Below are 20020 nucleotides of genomic sequence, written 5' to 3'. Positions count from 1 at the left end.
AGAGGATAGGTTATATCCACGATGTGTTAAACCCAAACCAAGTAAGTACCCCGCCAAAAAGAAAAATGCCAGTCAGCTTAACTGACTGGCATTAGGCGTATGCCCCTTTTTATTGATTTGTGACTTACTCGAGACTAATTAGAGAGCAAGTTACTCGAAACCTAGTGTCACTTGGCCACGGATCTCTCCGCTTGTGAACGCTGCCGAATGAAAGTTAGTGTAATAGCCACCCGCTTCCATTGTTGTCATTTGTGCTTCAGTAAGTGTTGTGTTGGCAGGTACAGACCACATGCCATCCATTCCCTCAGTGAGTGCAATTACAACACCGCCATTTACGCCGGCTTCACCTTCGTGAATATGCGCCATGGTGGCAGTCATTCCTGCAATTATTACTGAGCCTGATAGTGCGCCTGTCGTGGTATTTAGTGTAAACGCACCGCTACCCGTTGCATCAGTTGTCACCGCTGGAACTTCTTGAGCCCCAGTCGCGGTAATGCCATACACCTGAATATTATCCGGCGTTATTTGACCGCGGATCTCACCACTGGGGTTGGCTTCAGTATGTACATTCACATAGTGACCGCCCGAAAGTAATTGCGTAGCAGTCGCCATATCTAAACTGACACTGCCATCAGTCATCCATACACCTGCTGTTTCATCACTTTCAACAAGGGTCACTACTACGCCACCGGTAAAGCCTGCGAATCCACTGTGGATATGAGCCATGGTTGCATTTTCTAGCGTTGTTACCGCAACCAGTGACACAGAATTATCGGTCGTATCAAACAAGGCATAACCTGATCCCGACGCCATTGTGTCTACCGCGGGTACAGACTGATTACCACTTAATGGGAAGGTAACAACCGCGGTAGTGTCAGCAACAATTTGACCTCGCACTTCGCCACTAGGGTTAGCTTCTGTATGCACGTTTAAATACCACTCGCCGTTGGTTAACGCGGCCAGATTGCTCGGTGAAATTGTCGTTTCAGCCAATACATACGTACCATCGCCAGCATCCGTTAATGGAAATGCTACCGGGCCATTCATTCCAATGCCGCCATCGTGAACATGTACGCCTGTCACGTCAGTTAAACCTGATACATCAACACTTACGCTAAACGCTGGCAGGTCTTCATCAATCTCAACCACAGCTGAGGCCGACGACACCGTAGTAACCGCTGGTACTTCTTGAGAACCACTTAGCGATACATTGTATGTCATATCGGCGTTGAACGGCGGTGGGGGTGGTGCTAGGTCGTCTAGCAATGCTAGTTGAGGTAAATCACCGTCCATTGCACCGTCTAGTGCAATTGCGGTATACACACCACCGTTCTCTAGCGAAAGCACTCCAGTTTCAATTGCCGCTGTTTTAGTGCCTGTAGGCGTCACAGTAACGACATAGTCACCTTCGGCTAGGCTAACATAACCTGTCTCCGCTAAATCGTCTGTTGAGTAGGGAATATCGCTAAACGCTGGATCGACAGCATCTATTTCACCGTCTGCGGTAACATAAATATCCACATTGCCTGCACTTGGCGAAGCGTGAACAATACGCACTTTCGCTTCTGTCGCAATGGCGCGAGGCATATCTACAAGCACGTCAAGTTCTGGCATTGCCAATGTGTTATTCGCAATAGCGGTATATCTCATACCAATCTCGAGTGACAACGGCGCATCATCAATGGCCACAACACTATTGTCAGCGTCTGCGACTACGTCGATAACATAGTCACCAGGCGCGACAGAAACATAGTCAGTCGTGCGAGGAAACTGTATGCCGTCTACGAGTAAAACTTCGTTATTTGCGATAACATCGACTGCTGGTGCATCACTAATACCGTGTACTACCCGCACATCTGAGGTGGCACTTGAGTCCCAAATTTTGAAACTTTCTGTTCCATCGGCGGCAAGCAGAGTCACTGGGGAATCACCAGTACCTACGTTGTTGGTTGCAGCGATGAGCAAATCAGCACCATCAGCAAGATTAACCGTGCCAGAGTCATAAACTACAGTTGTTTCACCTGCCGGTGTTATACGAACCTGATAGTCGCCTGCTGGTACTTGCAGTAGGTCAGTGAAATCAGTAAACGATGCTGTAACAAGTGGTTGTTCTGCACTTATATCAGTGCCAGGAGCAGTAACATAAATGTCGACGGTGGGGGCCATTGATGCAGCGTGAACAATTTGTACTTGTGCATTACCCGCTTCTACCGGTGTTTCAGCACTTGTTACCGTTAAAAAGGCCAGTGTTTCATCGCTGACGTTTCCAACAGCAAAGATGTCATAATTGACATCTTCTTCTAGCGTAACATCAGCTTGGAGCACCTCAGCGTCATCACCTGGTAAAACGGCGGTAACGCCTATATCGTATGTACCCGTAGCAACCTCAAAGCGTGATGAAGCCACTTGATAGTCAACATTCTCTAACCCGTTCAAAATGGCATCGTTGGCAGTAATATTGACCAATGGAGCATCTGATGCACTGTGGATCACTCTTACATTAGCAAACGTTGGATCGGGCATGGGTTGGGGGGCTGGGGCGTCATCATCATCGTCATCTAGCCAACAGCCTGTGAGTGTGAGTGGCACAACGAGCAATGCGGCTTTGAGTTTCAGATTCATATCTTATTTCCTTTTTATTAACAATTGCTGCACAACCATTACGCCGCCAATTAGCCAAAAGTTTAAGCAAATGACTAACATTAAGCTTGTTTAATAAGTGAACTAAAACCGAAAGGTTATTATTGTTAAAAGGGAATAAATATAGGGAACCTGTAACTTTACTGTTCTAAAAAATAGAATGAGTTGGTTCATTTATACTAATTTTACTGTTTGCATGTCTGCACTAATGTAAACGTACTCACTACAGGAGATCAGTCATGAAAACAGTATTAGCAATTTATTCAAGTCTAAACGGCGAACAAGGTAATTCATCAAAGCTTGCAAATGAGTATTTAACAAAGCTAGAAGCCAAAGGTGACGTGTCTATTAAGCGCGTTGATTTATCGACTATGGAGCTTCCTCATCTATCTAGCGAGGAAATGCAGGCGTGGATGACTGCGCCTGCAGAACGAAGCGAAGCGCAACATGTACTGGCGAATCGTTCAGACTCAATCGTGGAATCTGTAAAGCAAGCCGATGAAATTGTATTGGCGGTACCAATGTACAACTTTGGCATACCATCAAGTCTAAAGGCGTACTTTGATCGTGTTGCGCGTGCTGGAATTACCTTTAAATACACTGAGAATGGTCCAGTAGGATTGCTAGAGAACAAGAGTGCAACTGTATTTGCTGCGCGCGGTGGTATTTATGCAGGTACTGACTTTGATACACAAACTCCATATCTTCAACACTTCTTGGGTTTTGTGGGTATTAGCAATGTAAACTTTGTTTATGCAGAAGGGCTTGCAATGGGCGAGGAGCAAGCGAAAAATGCATTTTCAGCAGCCAGTGAAAAAATTATTGAACTATCTGAATAACTCGCAGACTAACTATATGCAGTTAGCAAAAACGTTGGAAGTTGTTTGAGCTAATAGTGTGTTCCAAGTTGAGTGTGCTTGTTGCCCCGCGAATATCGCGGGGCTTTTTTTTTGCCTGAAGAAAAAATCTATTTGTTTAGCAATGCTTCAACATCGGCGATAAAAGACGCGTCAGTAGGTTTTGTTGAGCTAGGGTAGTGAGTAATTTTTTTGCCAGAGGCATCAATGAGATACTTGTTGAAATTCCACGATGGCGCTTTACCTGTTGCGGCTTTAAGCATGCGATACATTGGGTCGGCGTCTTCACCTGTAACAGAGGTTGGCTCAAACATCGGAAACTTAACACCGTACGTAAGCTCACAAAGCTCGGCCGTTTTACCTTCATCATTGTCCTCTTGATTAAAATCGTGCGAGGGAAAGCCCAGTACCACAAAGTCTTTGTCTTTATAATCACTGTAAAGGGTTTCAAGGCCTTCAAACTGTGGCGTATATCCGCAATAACTAGCAGTGTTGACAACCAACAGTGTTTTACCGCCATACTCATCACATAAGTTCACGGTTTCCTGCGAGTTAAGTTTTCGTTTCATAAATTTCAACACACTAGGGCACTCACTAGCGGCAGCGGGGACACTCGACATCGCTATTACTGCTGCTAATGTTGCAACCACTTTTGTTACTTTCATCTATTACACCCTCTGATCGTTGTTTCTCTGTTATCTTCATTGAATAAATAATGACGTAAATCTAATAGCAAAACGGAATATGAATACGTTTGGTTCACAAACCATAACGATGAACGTTGACTATATAAGGTTGGCTCTGCGTATAATGTTGTCGAGTTTCACCTATAACGACTTAAAATAATGAAAAAATATTCTACTTTATTTCTCGCTGCCAGCGTTACTTTCGCGTTGGGTGGTTGTGCTAGTACAACGGACAATACCTCTACTACGGCGACAGCGTCTCCTGTGCCTTCGGTCCAACAAGCCGTTACACCTGAGGTTGAAATGCCGACCGCAGTGCAAAATGGCAAAATCACGCTTAAACAAGTAATGGCAGATCCTCAGTGGATGGGTGCACTACCAACAGATATGGGCTGGTCAGTTGACGGTAGTAAAATTGTTTTTGAAAGAGAAAAACAAGACAGTGCATTGTCGGACGTTTATATCGCTGACATCAACACGCCCAACGAGGCTGTAAAGGCGCCTTTATCTGACTTGCACAAATACCGCTTTGACGAGCGCGTGGTGCGAAATGACGGCGTCATCGCTTTTGCTTTTGAAGATAGCGTGTTCATTCAGTTTACCAACGGTAAAACGGTACAGTTAACACGCGGTGGCAACTCGCTATCCAATCTTTCATTTATGACCGATGGGCGTTTGATGGCACTAAGCGGTAATCGTTTTGTCGCTATTAACTTAGAAACGGGTACACGAGAAGAGCTATTAAGCTGGGAATTCGCTGATGAACCCAAGGCCGTTGAGCCAGCAGAGGATTATATTGCACAAGAGCAACATACACTCATTCAGTATATCGCTCTTCAGCGCAAGAATAGACAAGAGAAAGAAGACGCCGAGCAAGCGTTGGCGCAAAGTAACGTTAGCGTAGCACCTGCACCGTTCTATTTCGATAAGTCCCATCGACTAGCTGGTATTAGTGTATCGCCTGCTGGGAACTACGCAGTTGTGGCGACAACTGAGAGCAAACCGAGCCGCGATGATAGCGATATAATGCCGCACTACATTCAAGAAGATAGCCGTATTGCAGCTAAATCAGTGAGGCAACGTGTGGCGGATGCAGAGCCAGTAAACCACGAATTATGGCTACTGAACTTAAAAACGGGTGAAAAGAGTGCGCTAAATTACTTTAGTCTGCCGGGCTATAACGATGATGTACTTGCCAGCGTAAAAACGGAAAATGCAAAAGCAAATGGCGAAAGCTATGAAGTGAATCGCTTGCCGCGACCCATTACACTGTTACAAAGCTGGTATTGGACTAAGCCCTCTATACGTTGGCACAAAAACGGTGAAGCCGTTGCTGTGATGCTTGAAGCGTGGGATAACAAAGACCGTTGGATAGCCACGGTAAACTTAGAGAATAAGTCGTTAGAAAACCAACATCGCCTGCATGATGACGCATGGGTAAATTATCGATTCAATGCATTTGATTGGTTAAACAACAGTGAAACACTTTACTTCCAGTCAGAACATAGTGGTTATGCACATTTGTACCTACAAACGCCCGGCGAAAAGCCTGTAGCATTGACCAGCGGTCAGTATATCGTTGATGATATTACGTTGTCGCCGGATGATAACTATCTGTATTTCAAAGCCAATATTGAACATCCAGGACTTTACGAAATCTACCGCGCGGACTTGTCAGACAAAAGCATAGAGACGATGACCGATTTAAACGGTATGACGGATTACGTGCTGAGTCCCGATGGTTCGCAGTTGGTGTTGAGCCACAGTAAAGTGAATAAACCTGCCGAATTGTACGTTAAACCTGCGCAGGAAGCTGTTGCTGCTGCGCAGATTACACAAAGTACCAGCGACACCTTTAACGCATTACCATGGGCTGTGCCGAAAGTAGTAGCAATTCCATCGTCGCACACTGATGCACCCATTTATGCGCGTGTTTACTTGCCTGAAAATTACGACAGTAAAACGTCCAACAAAGCGGTAGTGTTCAATCACGGTGCGGGTTACCTTCAGAACGCACACCTTGGTTGGTCGGGCTATTTTAGAGAGTACATGTTCCAAAGTATGCTTGTTCAACAAGGTTACGTTGTACTTGATATGGATTACCGCGCAAGTGCTGGTTACGGTAGAGATTGGCGTACCGCTATTTACCGTCAAATGGGAACGCCTGAAGTACAAGATTTACGCGATGGTGTGAATTGGCTGGTGGATAATGCGAATGTGGATCGCGCGCGCATTGGTACCTACGGTGGTTCGTATGGTGGCTTCTTAACATTTATGTCGATGTTTACAGCACCAGATTTGTTTGCTGCTGGCGCGGCGCTAAGACCTGTTACTGATTGGGCGCACTATAATACGCCATATACTGCGAATATTTTAAATACCCCTGATATCGATCCAATCGCATATGAGCGCAGTTCACCAATCTATTTCGCCGAAGGATTACAGAAGCCTCTGTTAATCAATGCGCCTATGGTTGATGATAATGTGTTTTTCCACGACACAGTTCGATTAGTTCAGCGTTTGATTGAGCTCGAAAAAGAAAACTTTGAAACAGCAATTTATCCGGTGGAGCCTCACGGGTTTGTGCAACCCAGCTCGTGGTTAGATGAATACCGCCGTATTTATAAGTTGTTTGAAGAGAACTTATAACGTTAGTATCTGACTCAACGGTAACAAGAAAACAACGTTCTGTTGAAAAGCCCAGGCACAGTCCCTGGGCTTGTTTGAATTAGACTAGACAAAATTGCTAGTTTGATTAGACTGCGAGATGTTGCTTTATGTAAGCCACGCACAATAATTCAAAGCTGAAGTCGCATAAATTTACACAAGGATAGCGAAGATGGATCTTCCTACACTACTTATATGTACGGTACTTGCCTGTTGCTTGATGATTATGTCAACGAGCGCAATGTACAAGTTAAACAAAGACGAACAGTATTTAAGGGATTGGATCTTTGTCGGTGTGTTCTTTCTTTTTTCAAATTTACTTGCCATTTGCGCAAATTCCTTTCAACTTAGCTCCCCGATTTTTCCTGCTTTAGGCAACGCATTCTATTTAGCAGGGCACGCCTCACTTTTTAGTGGAGTAAGTTTCCTTGTTAATAAGAAATCAAAATGGCCAATAGTTCTATTGGTATCTGTTTTAACGATAGTTGCACATAGTATTCCCGCGCTCAGTGAATCGGTAACTACGCGGATATTAGTGTTCTATCCGATAATTGCTGCGTTAGACATAGCCGCACTAGTATTGTTGCTAAATAGCCGGGCTAGTGAAGAAAGTAAGAGCTACTGGCCGTTGATTTTATTGTTGTTCTTATTTGTGATGCAATTGTTGGTTAGAGGCTTCTTTTTACTCACAGATGACGCTGAACTAACGTTACTTGGCAATCAGTTCGAGCAGACATTCGGTCATCTTATTGTTATTGGTTTTATCTTCTTACTTACAATTTGCTTTAGCATTGTTGTAAGTTGGAAAAAAGAAATCAAGCTAAGAAAAGCGTCTGTGACTGATTACTTAACTGGCTTGTTTAACAGAGAAGGCCTCGATAACTTAGCCTCCAGAATATTCACGCGAGATGTTCAGGGAAATACAACTAGCGGGTTCATTTTGGTCGATATCGATCATTTTAAGTCTTTCAATGATAACTTTGGCCATGCTATAGGTGACTCGGTTATTCAGGCGGTAACCGAGCAAATGTCAACGCAGCTGCGTGTAAACGACTATGGTTTCCGAGTCGGTGGGGAAGAGTTTGCTGTACTCATTAGTAACACTACTACACCGGAACTTATGCACATTGCTGAGCGCATAAGAATCGCAGTCGAACAATGCAAAGTGCGCTCTTTAGCTGAAGTAACTAAAGTTACTATAAGTGCTGGCGTTGCCCTCAGAGAGCGGTCAGAAATTAGCTGGCAACAGACTTTGAATCGGGCCGATAAGGCATTGTATGAGGCTAAGACTAGCGGCCGAAACAAAGCTGTGTTGGCCAAAAACATAGAGCCAGATGTTAACGTCGCAGGCGATATTGCACCCAATCACTGTGAAGTGTGACGCCGTCTTGCAGTCAAAAGCATGAGCGCGAAGATGATAAGACCTCCACATGCCCCAAATAAGTGAGCATCAACAGCAACTTTGGCGTCGATAAGCGCAGCAACTTGTGCGCTACTGCCATCAAATTGTTCATAACCTACCTTGATGGCAAGCCCTAACAATAGTAACCAACCAGAACGCACTTTATCTTTAATATCCATGCATGCTCCCCATGCAAATAGTCCGTGTAGTGCCCCAGAAAGCCCGGCATACCAGATAAGATCAGGCGAATAGAAGTAAAGACCAGCGCTTGTTCCAATACAACACCAAACAAACACCTTTAAAAATAAGCCAATGCGATAGTGCTCTTTGTGAAGCGCCCATAACAATGCGAGTCCTGCCAAATTCAGTAATAGATGAAAGCCATTCGTATGCACGAGGTTGCCGGTTACTAGTCTCCACGTTTCAAGGCCTTGAATAGCATAACGGTCGTAAGCTAAATAATTACCTGATGTAGGCTCAAAGAAAAATGCAATTGTGGCACAAACTGCGACAATTAGGGGGCCAGCACTATACTTAAAGGAAAACGGCAGTGACATCATTAGTGTTAGTTATTTTTTATAATAGAAATTGCTGGCTATGATACAGAAGTTGCCCGAGAGGTTAAAACCGATCCTCGTTAATTGTTCGAAAATTCAAGAGTAAAGGAACGCTTATGTCTCATATTATTACCGAAGTGAATAATCATTGTTTATCTATTGTCATTAATAGAGTTGAAAAGAAAAACGCGCTTACTCGAGAAATGTATCAAGCCATGGCTGATGCAATATTTGACATAAAAGAAGATAAAACCATTAAAGCAATTATTATTAAAGGTGCAGGTGATTGTTTTACCGCTGGCAATGATATTAGCGATTTTGCAGAGCAGCAAGAAAACGCTCACGTGCCTGAAACCGCGTCGTTCATGCGGGCGCTCGCTGAATGTAAAGTGCCAGTAATTGCCCAAGTACACGGTGTTGCAGTAGGCATTGGTACCACGTTACTTCTTCATTGCGATTTTGTTTATGCCACACCAGATAGCCGATTTGTTTTACCATTCATCAATTTAGGGCTTGTTCCCGAATATGCATCAAGTTATCTTCTACCCAAAGTAGCAGGGCATATAAAAGCGGCAGAATGGTTGATGTTGGGTGAACCGTTTAGTGCCGAAGAGGCCTATCAATTTGGTTTACTCACTAAAATTGTAGATGCTAATTCGATTTCGCAGGTTGTTAAAGATACCGCCCAAAAGCTCGTTGAAAAGCCAACGTTCTCTCTTATGCAAACTAAATCGCTGTTAAAAGGTGATGGTGAGCGCATTACGCTTCAGATGAACGAAGAATTTGATATATTTCTCGAAGCACTAGGTACGACAGCTGCACAAGAAGCCTTTGATGCCTTTTTGAAAAAACGCCCCATAAACCCTGAAAAATTCAGATAAGAGGAATCCGTATTTTGAGACGCAATGTTTTTCTAAAAGCCTCCGTTATTACCCTGGCGTTATCTACCAGTTTTGTTTTTGGTGTTGATGCTAAACAAACGCGCGAAGTAGGGGAGCCAGAAGCCGCAACAGGTTATATTGAGAAAAAGGCCTTTGAAGCACAAGAGTACATGGTTGTTGCAGCTAATCCTTATGCGTCTTGGGCGGGAAAAAACATTCTTGAAAAGGGCGGGAGCGCGATAGATGCCGCGGTTGCTGTACAGGCTATGCTGTCGCTTGTTGAGCCTCAGTCTTCAGGCATTGGTGGCGGCGCGTTTATTCTTTATTGGGATAACAAGAATAAGGTACTACACACTTTTGACGGTCGCGAGACAGCACCTACCTCAGTGAACTCTCATTGGTTCATGAAAGGCAATAGCCCTATGCGATGGATTGATGCGGTTGTGGGCGGCAAATCAGTTGGCGTACCAGGGGCAGTTAAAGCGCTTGAAATGGCTCAAAGCGAGTTTGGTAAGTTGCCTTGGAATACCCTGTTTGACGACACAATAGCCACAGCCGAAGAGGGGTTCAAGGTATCCCCACGCTTAGCAAAATTAGTTGCACTAGATTACCACCCGGGACTCAAAACGTTCCCTGCCAGTTCAGTGTATTTTTTCCCTGCTGGTAATCCTTTGCAAGAAGGCGTGATCAAGAAAAACCGAAAGCTTGCCAAAACATTAAGGGGCATTGCAGACAAAGGCAGTGATTACCTTTTAAAAGGAGACGTTGCGCAGAAAATTGTTGATGCGGTGAATAGCGCTGAAATTAATCCAGGGCAAATGACACTTGAAGATTTAGCGAGTTACGAGCCAGTAAAACGCGAGCCTGTTTGTGGTTTATACCACGAGAAGCGTATTTGCGGCATGGCCCCACCAAGCTCTGGCGGTGTTAATGTTTATCAAATTCTTAAAATGTTAGAAGGGTTTGATTTAAGTAAATACTCACCTGACTCGGTCGAGTTTGCGAATTTGTATACTCAGGCGAGCGCTATGTCTTACGCTGATCGAGAAAATTTCATAGCAGACAGCGATTTCACCAATTTACCGTTTGCAGCCATGATCAATACTGCTTACCTAGAACGCCGTGCACAGAATATCGATGTGGACAAAAAGTGGCGTCGAGCTCGTGCAGGCAATCCGTATGCGGAGGCAAACGTTGCATTAGGTACGTCAATGGAGCTGCCTAATACATCACACGTGTCTATTGTTGATAAAGAAGGCAATGCGGTATCGATGACCACTAGCATCGAGTTTATGTTTGGCTCAGGCATAATGGTTGAAGGCTTTTTGTTGAACAACCAACTAACCGATTTCTCATTTTCACCAACAAAAGATAGATTCCCAGTGCCCAACCGTGTTGAGCCAGGAAAGCGTCCAAGAAGTGCCATGAGTCCCACTATGGTGTTTGATAAAGAAGGCAACTTAGAAGTGGTAGTAGGGTCGCCTGGCGGCTCTCGAATCGTAAGCTATGTGGCGCAAACGCTTATAGGGGTTATCGATTTTGACCTTGATATACAGCAAGCGATTAATATGCCCAAAATTACAAACCGCAACGATTATACTGCACTTGAAAAGGGGACACCTATCGCCAACTTAGAAGGCGCGTTGACGGAACTTGGCCACAACGTGAAGGTGGTAGATTTAAACAGCGGTCTGCACGGAATACAGTTCAAATCGGGTAAGCTAATTGGTGGTGCCGACCCGCGCAGAGAAGGTATTGCTGTAGGTAAGTAGCCCTAAAGCGGTGCCACTAGACTGTAATGAACGGGAAGTTGCTTTTAAAACGACTTCCCGTTTTTACCTAATAATAATTTCACCTGATAAGTATTGTACGGTCTGCCCCGAAACTAAAACTCTATCACCCGCCACCACGCACTTTAGAACACCTCCGCGTTTAGATGCTTGGTAGGCGTCCAGTTCTTTTTTGCCAAGTTGTTGAGACCAGTAGGGGGCTAGTCCTGTATGAATAGAGCCCGTTACGGGGTCTTCGTCACCACCATTGGCAGGCCAAAAATAACGCGAAACAAAGTCAAAATGCTTACTCGGCGCGGTAACTACCACATCGTAAGGGGCAAGCTTTTTGATCTGTAAAGTATCTTGTTCAACTAGCATTACATCATCTTCGTTATCATAAATCGCAAAATATGCCTGATCGTTTTGCAATATTGCACTAGGGGCGATAGATAAGCCGTCAAGTAACGCTGAGGGGATATAATCAGGTTTTTGAGGAGGGCGTGAGGGGAAATTCATTTGTATAAAACCGTCGGCTTTCTTTTCCACTCGCATTACGCCAACTGCATCGGCAACAAATTCTATCTCGTGACTATCGGGAAAAAGACCAAAAACAACATGTGCTGAGGCCAATGTAGCATGACCGCAAAAGTCTATTTCTGTTACCGGCGAAAACCAGCGAATATGATAAACCAAGGTGTCTTCAGTTACGTTTTCTTCCTTTAGTAAGAATGCGGTTTCTGACAAATTATTTTCAATTGCAATGGACTGCATGAGCGGGTCTGGCAACCATCTATCAAGTACGATAACTGCGGCGGAGTTTCCTCTGAATTGCTTATCTGTAAATGCATCTATAATTTTTATTGCTAGCTTCATTCGTGTTTCCACATAATCTCTAGGGTGATTACCTATAGCAATCGGCTTGCTTCCATAATGCCCCGATTATATGCGAAGTTCTTAGAAATAGTGAATAATTTACCTGATCATGTCTTGGCTAAGCAGTTGTCATTCATTGCGAAAAAAGTAATAAACGCTACCAAGAAACGGTAAGCAAGAAAATCAAATAGGAATGCTGAAAAGCAGGGAAGCGAAAGTTTTCGCACAGGCCTACTTACATAAACCTGTGCAATAGCAGTTTAATCTTAGATTACTTAGCCATGAGGCTGTGAAGAACGCTTAGATCCTTCTTGCACACACGCTTTAAAGTTACCCATTGCGATTTCTTTCGCATGTAACTCTATACCGCCCGCATTTTTGTATGTGGTGTAGTCTTTATTTGGCATTTCTGTAGAAACGTACCAAAAATTCCCATCAACATTTTCACTACATGTACCAGGATAAGTTACTGTCCAAGTATTTCGTAGATAACAGTTTTTGGCTGTTTGAATATAGGTATCTTCTGTCTTAAGCGTGTCGCCTTTTGTTCCCCAGATCCGCGTAATGGTAACTTCAGTAGCGATACCGTCCATGCCATTAGCGTGTTTATTAATGTAATAGTTCCAGTTGCCCTGCAATCGACTATTCTCAAGAATAAAGCTATCGCATTTGGTAATGCCATAGTCGTGAAACGACTTAAGCAGAGTTGCGTCATCATCCGCAAACGCTGCCCCACAATGCATTAGTGCACCAAATAATCCAAGCTTAATTAGTCTTGATCCCATCATAACTCCATTTTTTTATTGTTGTTGCTAAGTGTGTTTTTTAAGAACATGAAATGGCTCTCAACTTCCTAAGTTCAGAGCCATTGCATAGAAAACGTGTTTCTTTTACAGATAAGTATCGGGGTGAATTTTGTTAACCTTCCACTCACCATCTTCCTTCACCAGATCGATGCTGCGTAGGTCTTCAATTTTGTCATCACCATACATTCCACTTAAGAATACGGTGATAGTAGATGTTTCTGAGAACTCAGAGCGGCCAACGCCACCTGAATTTTGAGGGGTAATAATTACGGTGTCGTAGCGCAAGTTAAGTAGGTGGCGCTGTACGTTTCTATTTGAGTGGTAGCGAGTGAGAATACGAGACATTTTTTCACTCGACAGCGCGATAGCACGGTCGAGGTTATCGTCTTCATATACACTTCTTAGAAACGTTACAGTTGTGTATTCCGGCGTACTCTCGTCCAACATTCCATATCGACCAAGGCCGTCATCTTGTTTTTTATCACATGCAGCTAAAAACAATAATGTAAAAAGCCCGAATAGGGCGTACCACTTACCTGTTTTCATTGTGAGACCTTTTTGCTGAATTCCATTTCTAATTTTTAGTAGTCGATAGATGCATAATCAACGATTTTCCACTACATTTCAACTAACTTTGTGGCAAAAAAAGGATATGCACTTCGAAAAAAAAGCTAAATAATCTATCAGCTTACAGTCGAGTTGTGTTCTTTAACTCTTCCTCAAACAAAAAGTTGAGGGTATCTATTATGTCGGTAAATGCATCAAGCCCTTCGAAAGCTAAATCTTGGTCTATTGAAATGTGCGTACCCAAATTTTTGCTAAATGAGTCTAGCACTTCAGCAATTTCGCCTTCATTGAACATACCTATAAACGTTCGGCACGCCGCTGAGGATGTTTTGCCCGATTCATTACACTTATTCGCAAGCAAACCGAGCTTTTTATATTCATTTACTTGTTGCTCAAGCTGCTCTTTTTCGCTTACCGCATTACAGGTAAAAGAAAACATCAATAATGGTACAGCAACGACATAGGGTAAAAGTTTCATATTGTTCTTCCTTATTTAGCTCTATTGTATTCCCAACTCACGAGCGCAGCACATGCACCTGATATTGCAAAGGTAACAAGCGATGCTGCAACTACGACAGCCCCGCCCAACGCCATACCAAAGCCGTTACTTTGCATCAAGGTTTTAGTACCCGCTACTTCAACTTCAGCGGGCGGCATAACACTTATAATCAAATTCACCAGAATAAGAAGACAGCCAAGCCCAAACAACACGACCGCAAGGTAAGCAATTGCCCTTGCGGTTATTAGAAGTAACGTCAGATTCTGTGTCTTGACAGTTGAAAAGGGTATAAATGTCATAAAAATCCTTTTAGCTAATTTAGTTGATTCCTCGAAAACGCGTTAGCACGTTGCTTTTCGGTACTTGGCAAGTCGTAGTGCCACCAAACAACCTTATTCTGTTGCGGGCAAAAGTCTTGTATAGGAAATCTCTAATCGGGCGAGGTATTACTTTAAGTACTCGAAATAGATGCCAAAACCCCGTAAGATCTTTAGTGATTTCCAATGCTGCATCAGACCAAAGGAAAACTCGGTCATTTTTGACTAACATAAATGTATCAATGCCTACAGAATTAACGCTGTAGCACTTAATAATGTCCTTCGCGAAATCAGATTGCATCGGTGAGAAAATAAACCTCTCTGATTCATCTCGATTAATTATGAACCCTACAGCGCCATTACAGAAGTTACAAACGCCGTCATAAATTACTAAGTATTTATCACTCAATGAACTTCTACCCTTTGAAGTCACTTATTAGCACGTAAACATTACAATCATAAAAATCGGTCAGCTTCAACTGAGTTCGAAATTACATGTGTATATAAGATTCGTTGGAGATTCCCGTTTATCTATATCTTCTAAGCTTTTGAAGCGCCAATAACTAAGCGCAGTAGTGCACATTTTTTCAAAGTTTTTATTGGTACACTCTATTGGTTTGATATTCGTAGGCGCTGAGCCAAATTTTTCCAAGTCTGATAAATCAAAAGACACTTTACAGCTACCTTCAACTCCAGCTCTGTACTCTTGTTCGGGATATTTCGCTGTAATCATAACGATAGGCTTGATAAATTTTCTATTTTCAATTGCGTTAGATATATCAGTGTTGTCAGTTGAAGGGGAACTACTTGTTGACTGACAAGCCAATAAGCCAAAAAGCACTACTATCATAATTACAAATTTATTCATTTCCAAAATCCTATAAACCCGAACATCATTGTCTTGCATTCAGTTTGTGCTTCATGTCTATTTCCATTTCCTGTTAATCTTCATTGCCAACGTCGATGTCGGCGTTGTCGATAAGTGTAAAGTAACCATCTTCCTCATCAAGTTGCAGCAAAATTGAGAGCGTTACTAACTGGCCTTCGGTAGGCTCTTCATTAAAGCCTGCTGCAATTGAAAAAGACGTTTCTCCCTTGAACTGGTCTGAAATTAGATTTTGTGTCTCTTTAAAATTCTTAACTGCGAGTTCGGAAAGTTTGAAAGTGTATTCAGTTTTCGCTGGTGTTGACGTGAAAAAGCCATCTTGTGCGGCAATAGTCTTTTGCATGTCAAGATCAAGAGGGTAGGTGAAATTCCTCACACCTTTGTCATTGTCTAACGTTAGGCTCAGTTTGATTTTTTCTAAATCAAGAGTGAAGGGTTGTGACACGATTATTTTTGAGCGTATTTCAGAGCCATTCAACGCGACGAAACTTTGCTCGTTAAAGCTGCGAAACTTTAACATTGTTGATATTGGAATGCTTGAGCAGCTGGATAACAACAATACAAGTATTAACAAGTAAACATTTTTCATGATCTCTCCATGATCGACAGCTTTAATTGCACTATGCCAACATAGCAACGAAGTCGCGCAGAATGAAACAAAAAACTGTAACTGTTTTTGTATCCCAATAATTAGGCTGCGCGTCATTATTTAATGATTGCTTAATATCATTTATTTACTGCTTACTCGAATGCCTAGTGGCATCGTGGTATTGCCACAGAACATTGATGATTTTCCAGTCATCATTTTCGTTCTTATATAAATGCATGTAGTCAATCCATTCGTCAACAGTTAGCTTCACAGATGCCGCTCGGTTATCGATATCTAAAATTTTTATGTCAACCATCGGAGAAGAGGGAAATTTATCACCTTCTTTGTTGTAGTTTTCAGCCACCCAAATCATGGTGTCGAAGTCAGTTTCCATAATGTATTCTGACCCCTCTTTAGATTCCCAATATGTTCGCTTTGCTAATTTTTTATCTAGCCCTCTTTCCATTAATTCGGGTTTCGATTGATGTTGCGACTCGATGTAATCGAGAACTGCTCGTTCGATGTTTTTGTGTTCATTTATTGCTTCAGCTAATACCGAATGCGATAAAAGACCTAACAGTACAAGTGCAAAAAAACGACGCATGGGGCTTCCTTATAGTACGATAGGGCATATGTTTTCGGGATATAATGGCAAAGCGTTTTATTCACGTTAAGTATGAAATCGGGCTAGGTAGCTTAACAAGGGCGCTATTGCCGTAGCTAATGTTACTACTATGCCAAGCTTGTTGGCTTTAAGTAAAAAGCTTTTTTCTGGCTTCTTGGGGTTGTAGAAGACAGTTACTTCGTTTTGAGAGGTTACGTGAACGCCTGATGTTTGTTTTGCAAGTAGCGCTCTTGCATTGTAATTAGTCACAATCACCCAAGGCGAAATGCGCTTTCCCTGATAGATTTCTCCGTTAACAGTATACGAATAAAGCGCTTTGCCCTGATACTGTTGTTGGGATAGTTCGTTTGTATTTCCGAAAGTTTCAATGCCAAGCTTGTGTAATTTCCCCTGAGTTGAAGCCCAAAACCGCGTTCTAATTTGAAAGTAGGTGGAGAACGAACAAACCACAAGCATGTATAATGACGCCCAAAACCATATGCCCTGAAGCTCTCCTTCAGATGCCAAATCAATCGTTTTCTGTAAGTAGTTCAAAGCGTCCATAGTGCATCTGTTTCGTGATTGAGCAAATACTACTTAGCTACAATAGCGAAGCCACCCATAGTGTACGGTATGAATAATCAAGTGAGTTGACCTGTTTGTGAATTACTATGCCCAATACAGAAGCCCCACTGCAATAATCCATATTCCGGAGATGAAAAGTAGATTAACAAGGGAGGGCGACTTGAATTTTGATTGAACGCCATCATAGCAAGCAACAATAAACGGAATGATGGCCAAGATTCCACCATAAACCAAACCTTTAAAAAAACCTGCGATCAGCCCCCATTCTTCAAACGCTATTGAGTAAAGCCAAGTAACAACCCAAACAACTAAGCATAAACCGAATAATAGTTTGGCAACCTTTTCCCTGTTTTCAAAAATCTGATGCATATTTAGTCCTTTAAATGACCACTTTTTATATTACATTGCAATAAGCCTACGCCATGCTAGTACAATTAATATAGGTATTCGTTTCAGTGTCTGTCATCACCTTGTTGTAGGTTTAATGCTAGCTGACACACTCACTAATTTCCATTGGCCGCTATGTTTAGACCATACTTGTGTACCACCGCCTGAGACAGTGTGCGTTGTGCTCCTGTTACGAAATCTTTCTCGACTCTGGGTATTGTTTAGTAGCGAATTAAAACTAAAAAATTACTAATAAAGTGAGATATTTCATAGTATTCCTTATTATGTGCGACGCTATTCTTTTAGAAGGGTGAGGACTTCATTGTTGTCTGAGTCAAATATTGAAACAGTTCGGTCACCTAATATGATAGTTACGGGTACGTATTGGTCGTTGTAACCATCGAACATGTCTCCAACCCACTTAGCATTTGATGATTCCGACTTAACAATGTTTTTGATGACGGTTAAGCCAGTGTTTTCTTTGTGTGTCAGGTGCTCTTTAACACTAGCGATACCCGAATCTAAATTGAATTCAATATAGGCCGGTTTGCTATCGTGTTTCCATACACCTTCTAATGTATTTATATCACTGGCCATCGCGAAGCCCGCAATTAAGCTAATGCAAACCGAGATAAAGCGCAGAGTGGTTGTTTTTATCATTCTTATCTTCCTAGATTGAGCAGTACTGCTATCTATTTGCCAAATATAACCTTCATTTCTGGCAGCTTTTTTAGCTTGCGAGAATGAATAATTGCATCGTGTATAGCCAGAAGTTGATCGCTTGGTTTAAGTTTTAGCAGTGATTGAGCAAAGTCTTTCACTGAAATAGCCCAATCTCGGTCATCGTCGCATTCCAATACATTCTCTAAATATATATTTGCGTTTTGAAAATCTGAAGCATGCAAACAAACCAAGCCTTTGTTTAGGCAAGCCCAAATATTTTGCTTGTCACCCGCAGTGTTCGTTAATACATATTCTTTTGCAAGGTCTGGAGACGACATTGATTGACGATGAGCAAGGGCTTTGACCTTTGCTTTCTCTGCCAACGCGACCGCTTCAAAGAAAAAAAACTCCTCATCTTTGAATTCTATGAATGAGTTTTCTCTATATCCAATATCGAAAGAAAGATATTCTTTCGGGTACCACAACCATGATATGCCTACATTTAGATAAGTGCCTTTAGACCAACTAGATGGCTGAAATTCGACCATAGTGAGCCACCAGCCGTTATCGTCTAGCCAAACTCTAGACTGGCCTTTTCTAACTAATCCCACAGGTTTCAGAATTTCCCTAGCAGCTTTATTGATAAGTTTGCTATGTATTGGTGTGGCCATAGTTTGCTCTAGGTACCTTACTTTTTTACAGCCGGCACTTACGCGCAGGCTAAAATTTGAAGTAGCCCTCGTGTATGCGTTACCGCGAACGAAGGAAGTGACTTCGTTTTTCGTTATTAACCCGATCAAAATTAACTGTATTCACAGCAAGCGCATGTTCCTTTGGCATGAAAGAAGTTTATGTAAAACAAATAATTAAATCCAAAAGGATGGCGATAAATCAATATTGAGTATCATTTCTCATAAAAGTCTCCCTGACGCATAACGCTTCAATTAGCAGCAATAGCGACTGCGTTAATGCACTTGGTATGCGCTATTGACTTACAGCTCACAAATACCATAATTGGGTATATATTGGTACTTAGAGAAAGCAAATGGCTAAAAATACTAGCATTACCCTTGGTGACCATTTTGATGGATTTATTGCAAGCCAAATTCAATCTGGTCGATATGGTTCAGCAAGCGAAGTGATTCGTTCAGCTCTTCGTTTGCTAGAAACACAGGAAACCAAATTAAACACTTTGCGTCAATTACTTGTAGCAGGTGAAGAAAGCGGTGAAGTTGAATACGACCTAGAGAACCTGATATCAGAATTAGATAGTGAACTTACAGAGTAAAGCCATTTAAGTTAACTGCACTCGCAAGATCTGATTTGAAGGACATTGCGTTATTTACGCAGCGGAAATGGGGGCGGGAACAGCGTAATGTATACTTAAAGCAGTTCGACGATTCATTTTGGTTGTTGTCTGAAAATCCTGATATCGGCAAAAGCTGCGACGAAATAAGAGATGGGTACAGAAAATTTCCTCAAGGTAGTCACGTAGTATTCTACAAACAAACAGGTAGCCAAGAAATCCTGATTATAAGAATTCTTCATAAAAGTATGGATGTAAACCCCATACGGTTTGGCACATATCGCTAAGCTCTGGGACGCTAACACGTGGACTGTAATCCGAATGAACTGAGTCATCCACGCGTTAGTGTCCCAGCGGGCGCAGAGAGGGGCAACAGTGTTTTGATACTTATTGAGCCTTCTCCCCAGCTTAACCAATAAATTGGCTAAGCTGGAAGGCGACCAAACCCAAAACGGAGAAGACTCAATGCAATTCTA

General features: G+C 42.5%; 22 protein-coding genes and 1 pseudogene. 7 read left to right on the top strand and 16 right to left on the bottom strand.

The features are described 5' to 3' along the window. Window positions 1–150: 150 nt before the first annotated feature. Complete coding sequence (locus tag LHL20_RS19500) at window positions 151–2622, bottom strand: CHRD domain-containing protein (RefSeq protein ID WP_226434477.1); 2472 nt, start codon at window positions 2620–2622, stop codon at window positions 151–153. A 257-nt stretch (window positions 2623–2879) separates the two neighbouring features. Here LHL20_RS19500 and LHL20_RS19495 point away from each other — a divergent pair, with 257 nt between their 5' ends. Beyond that, a complete protein-coding gene (locus LHL20_RS19495) occupies window positions 2880–3479 on the top strand; it encodes an FMN-dependent NADH-azoreductase (protein ID WP_226434476.1) in 600 nt (199 codons plus the stop codon). 128 nt (window positions 3480–3607) lie between these two features. Here LHL20_RS19495 and LHL20_RS19490 read toward each other — a convergent pair whose 3' ends face one another. Beyond that, a complete protein-coding gene (locus LHL20_RS19490) occupies window positions 3608–4117 on the bottom strand; it encodes a glutathione peroxidase (RefSeq protein WP_202266016.1) in 510 nt (169 codons plus the stop codon). A gap of 225 nt (window positions 4118–4342) precedes the next feature. On the opposite strand from LHL20_RS19490, the gene LHL20_RS19485 reads away from it, so the two are divergent. After that, the gene (locus LHL20_RS19485) at window positions 4343–6832 is read left to right on the top strand and encodes a S9 family peptidase (protein ID WP_226434474.1); all 2490 of its coding nucleotides are present in this window, start codon (window positions 4343–4345) and stop codon (window positions 6830–6832) included. A 190-nt stretch (window positions 6833–7022) separates the two neighbouring features. Then, on the top strand, window positions 7023–8231 hold the full coding sequence (locus LHL20_RS19480; RefSeq protein WP_226434473.1) for a GGDEF domain-containing protein: 1209 nt from the start codon (window positions 7023–7025) through the stop codon (window positions 8229–8231). On the opposite strand, the gene rrtA is transcribed toward LHL20_RS19480, so the two are convergent. Further along, window positions 8216–8812, bottom strand: coding sequence for a rhombosortase (gene rrtA, locus LHL20_RS19475; protein ID WP_226434472.1), 597 nt, complete (start codon window positions 8810–8812; stop codon window positions 8216–8218). The two genes, LHL20_RS19480 and rrtA, sit on opposite strands and share 16 nt — an antisense overlap. Window positions 8813–8925: 113 nt before the next feature. Between rrtA and LHL20_RS19470 the strand changes: the two genes are divergently transcribed. Together LHL20_RS19470 and ggt are read left to right on the top strand one after the other, a co-directional pair. Further along, complete coding sequence (locus tag LHL20_RS19470; protein WP_226434471.1) at window positions 8926–9690, top strand: enoyl-CoA hydratase; 765 nt, start codon at window positions 8926–8928, stop codon at window positions 9688–9690. A gap of 14 nt (window positions 9691–9704) precedes the next feature. Continuing rightward, window positions 9705–11462, top strand: a complete 1758-nt coding sequence (gene ggt / locus LHL20_RS19465) for a gamma-glutamyltransferase (RefSeq protein ID WP_226434470.1) — start codon at window positions 9705–9707, stop codon at window positions 11460–11462. A 63-nt stretch (window positions 11463–11525) separates the two neighbouring features. Here ggt and LHL20_RS19460 read toward each other — a convergent pair whose 3' ends face one another. The 13 genes from LHL20_RS19460 to LHL20_RS19400 form a co-directional block, all read right to left on the bottom strand. Then, a complete protein-coding gene (locus LHL20_RS19460) occupies window positions 11526–12335 on the bottom strand; it encodes a PhzF family phenazine biosynthesis protein (protein WP_226434469.1) in 810 nt (269 codons plus the stop codon). A gap of 275 nt (window positions 12336–12610) precedes the next feature. After that, entirely contained in the window at window positions 12611–13123 is a 513-nt protein-coding gene (locus tag LHL20_RS19455) for a hypothetical protein (protein WP_226434468.1), read from the bottom strand. A 102-nt stretch (window positions 13124–13225) separates the two neighbouring features. Then, entirely contained in the window at window positions 13226–13687 is a 462-nt protein-coding gene (locus LHL20_RS19450; protein ID WP_159624813.1) for a hypothetical protein, read from the bottom strand. A 142-nt stretch (window positions 13688–13829) separates the two neighbouring features. Beyond that, a complete protein-coding gene (locus LHL20_RS19445) occupies window positions 13830–14186 on the bottom strand; it encodes a hypothetical protein (RefSeq protein WP_226434467.1) in 357 nt (118 codons plus the stop codon). An 11-nt stretch (window positions 14187–14197) separates the two neighbouring features. Then, a complete protein-coding gene (locus tag LHL20_RS19440) occupies window positions 14198–14506 on the bottom strand; it encodes a hypothetical protein (protein WP_226434466.1) in 309 nt (102 codons plus the stop codon). A 19-nt stretch (window positions 14507–14525) separates the two neighbouring features. Further along, on the bottom strand, window positions 14526–14957 hold the full coding sequence (locus LHL20_RS19435; protein ID WP_226434465.1) for a thiol-disulfide oxidoreductase DCC family protein: 432 nt from the start codon (window positions 14955–14957) through the stop codon (window positions 14526–14528). A gap of 42 nt (window positions 14958–14999) precedes the next feature. Continuing rightward, a complete protein-coding gene (locus LHL20_RS19430; RefSeq protein ID WP_226434464.1) occupies window positions 15000–15392 on the bottom strand; it encodes a hypothetical protein in 393 nt (130 codons plus the stop codon). Between the two features lie 73 nt (window positions 15393–15465). Then, complete coding sequence (locus LHL20_RS19425; RefSeq protein ID WP_226434463.1) at window positions 15466–15999, bottom strand: hypothetical protein; 534 nt, start codon at window positions 15997–15999, stop codon at window positions 15466–15468. A gap of 145 nt (window positions 16000–16144) precedes the next feature. Further along, window positions 16145–16603 (bottom strand): nuclear transport factor 2 family protein, encoded by a 459-nt coding sequence (locus LHL20_RS19420; RefSeq protein ID WP_226434462.1) that lies wholly within the window; start codon window positions 16601–16603, stop codon window positions 16145–16147. 66 nt (window positions 16604–16669) lie between these two features. Further along, on the bottom strand, window positions 16670–17167 hold the full coding sequence (locus LHL20_RS19415; protein WP_226434461.1) for a DUF3592 domain-containing protein: 498 nt from the start codon (window positions 17165–17167) through the stop codon (window positions 16670–16672). A 105-nt stretch (window positions 17168–17272) separates the two neighbouring features. Continuing rightward, window positions 17273–17557, bottom strand: a complete 285-nt coding sequence (locus LHL20_RS19410) for a hypothetical protein (protein WP_202265487.1) — start codon at window positions 17555–17557, stop codon at window positions 17273–17275. A gap of 312 nt (window positions 17558–17869) precedes the next feature. After that, on the bottom strand, window positions 17870–18235 hold the full coding sequence (locus LHL20_RS19405) for a hypothetical protein (protein WP_226434460.1): 366 nt from the start codon (window positions 18233–18235) through the stop codon (window positions 17870–17872). 32 nt (window positions 18236–18267) lie between these two features. After that, window positions 18268–18909: a hypothetical protein gene (locus tag LHL20_RS19400; RefSeq protein WP_226434459.1), complete on the bottom strand. Its 642-nt coding sequence runs from the start codon at window positions 18907–18909 to the stop codon at window positions 18268–18270. A 374-nt stretch (window positions 18910–19283) separates the two neighbouring features. Between LHL20_RS19400 and LHL20_RS19395 the strand changes: the two genes are divergently transcribed. Both LHL20_RS19395 and LHL20_RS19390 read left to right on the top strand, forming a co-directional pair. Next, a complete protein-coding gene (locus LHL20_RS19395) occupies window positions 19284–19526 on the top strand; it encodes a type II toxin-antitoxin system ParD family antitoxin (protein ID WP_159624792.1) in 243 nt (80 codons plus the stop codon). Beyond that, a pseudogene (locus LHL20_RS19390) lies at window positions 19523–19831 on the top strand (type II toxin-antitoxin system RelE/ParE family toxin); the annotation flags it as partial. The gene LHL20_RS19395 and the pseudogene LHL20_RS19390, both read left to right, overlap by 4 nt. Between the last annotated feature and the right edge of the window lie 189 nt (window positions 19832–20020).

The sequence above is a fragment of the Alteromonas sp. McT4-15 genome (assembly GCF_020515205.1).
Lineage (GTDB): Bacteria > Pseudomonadota > Gammaproteobacteria > Enterobacterales > Alteromonadaceae > Alteromonas.
The sequence above is the reverse complement of the archived record's forward strand: the minus strand, read 5'-3'. Positions and strand labels throughout refer to the sequence as shown.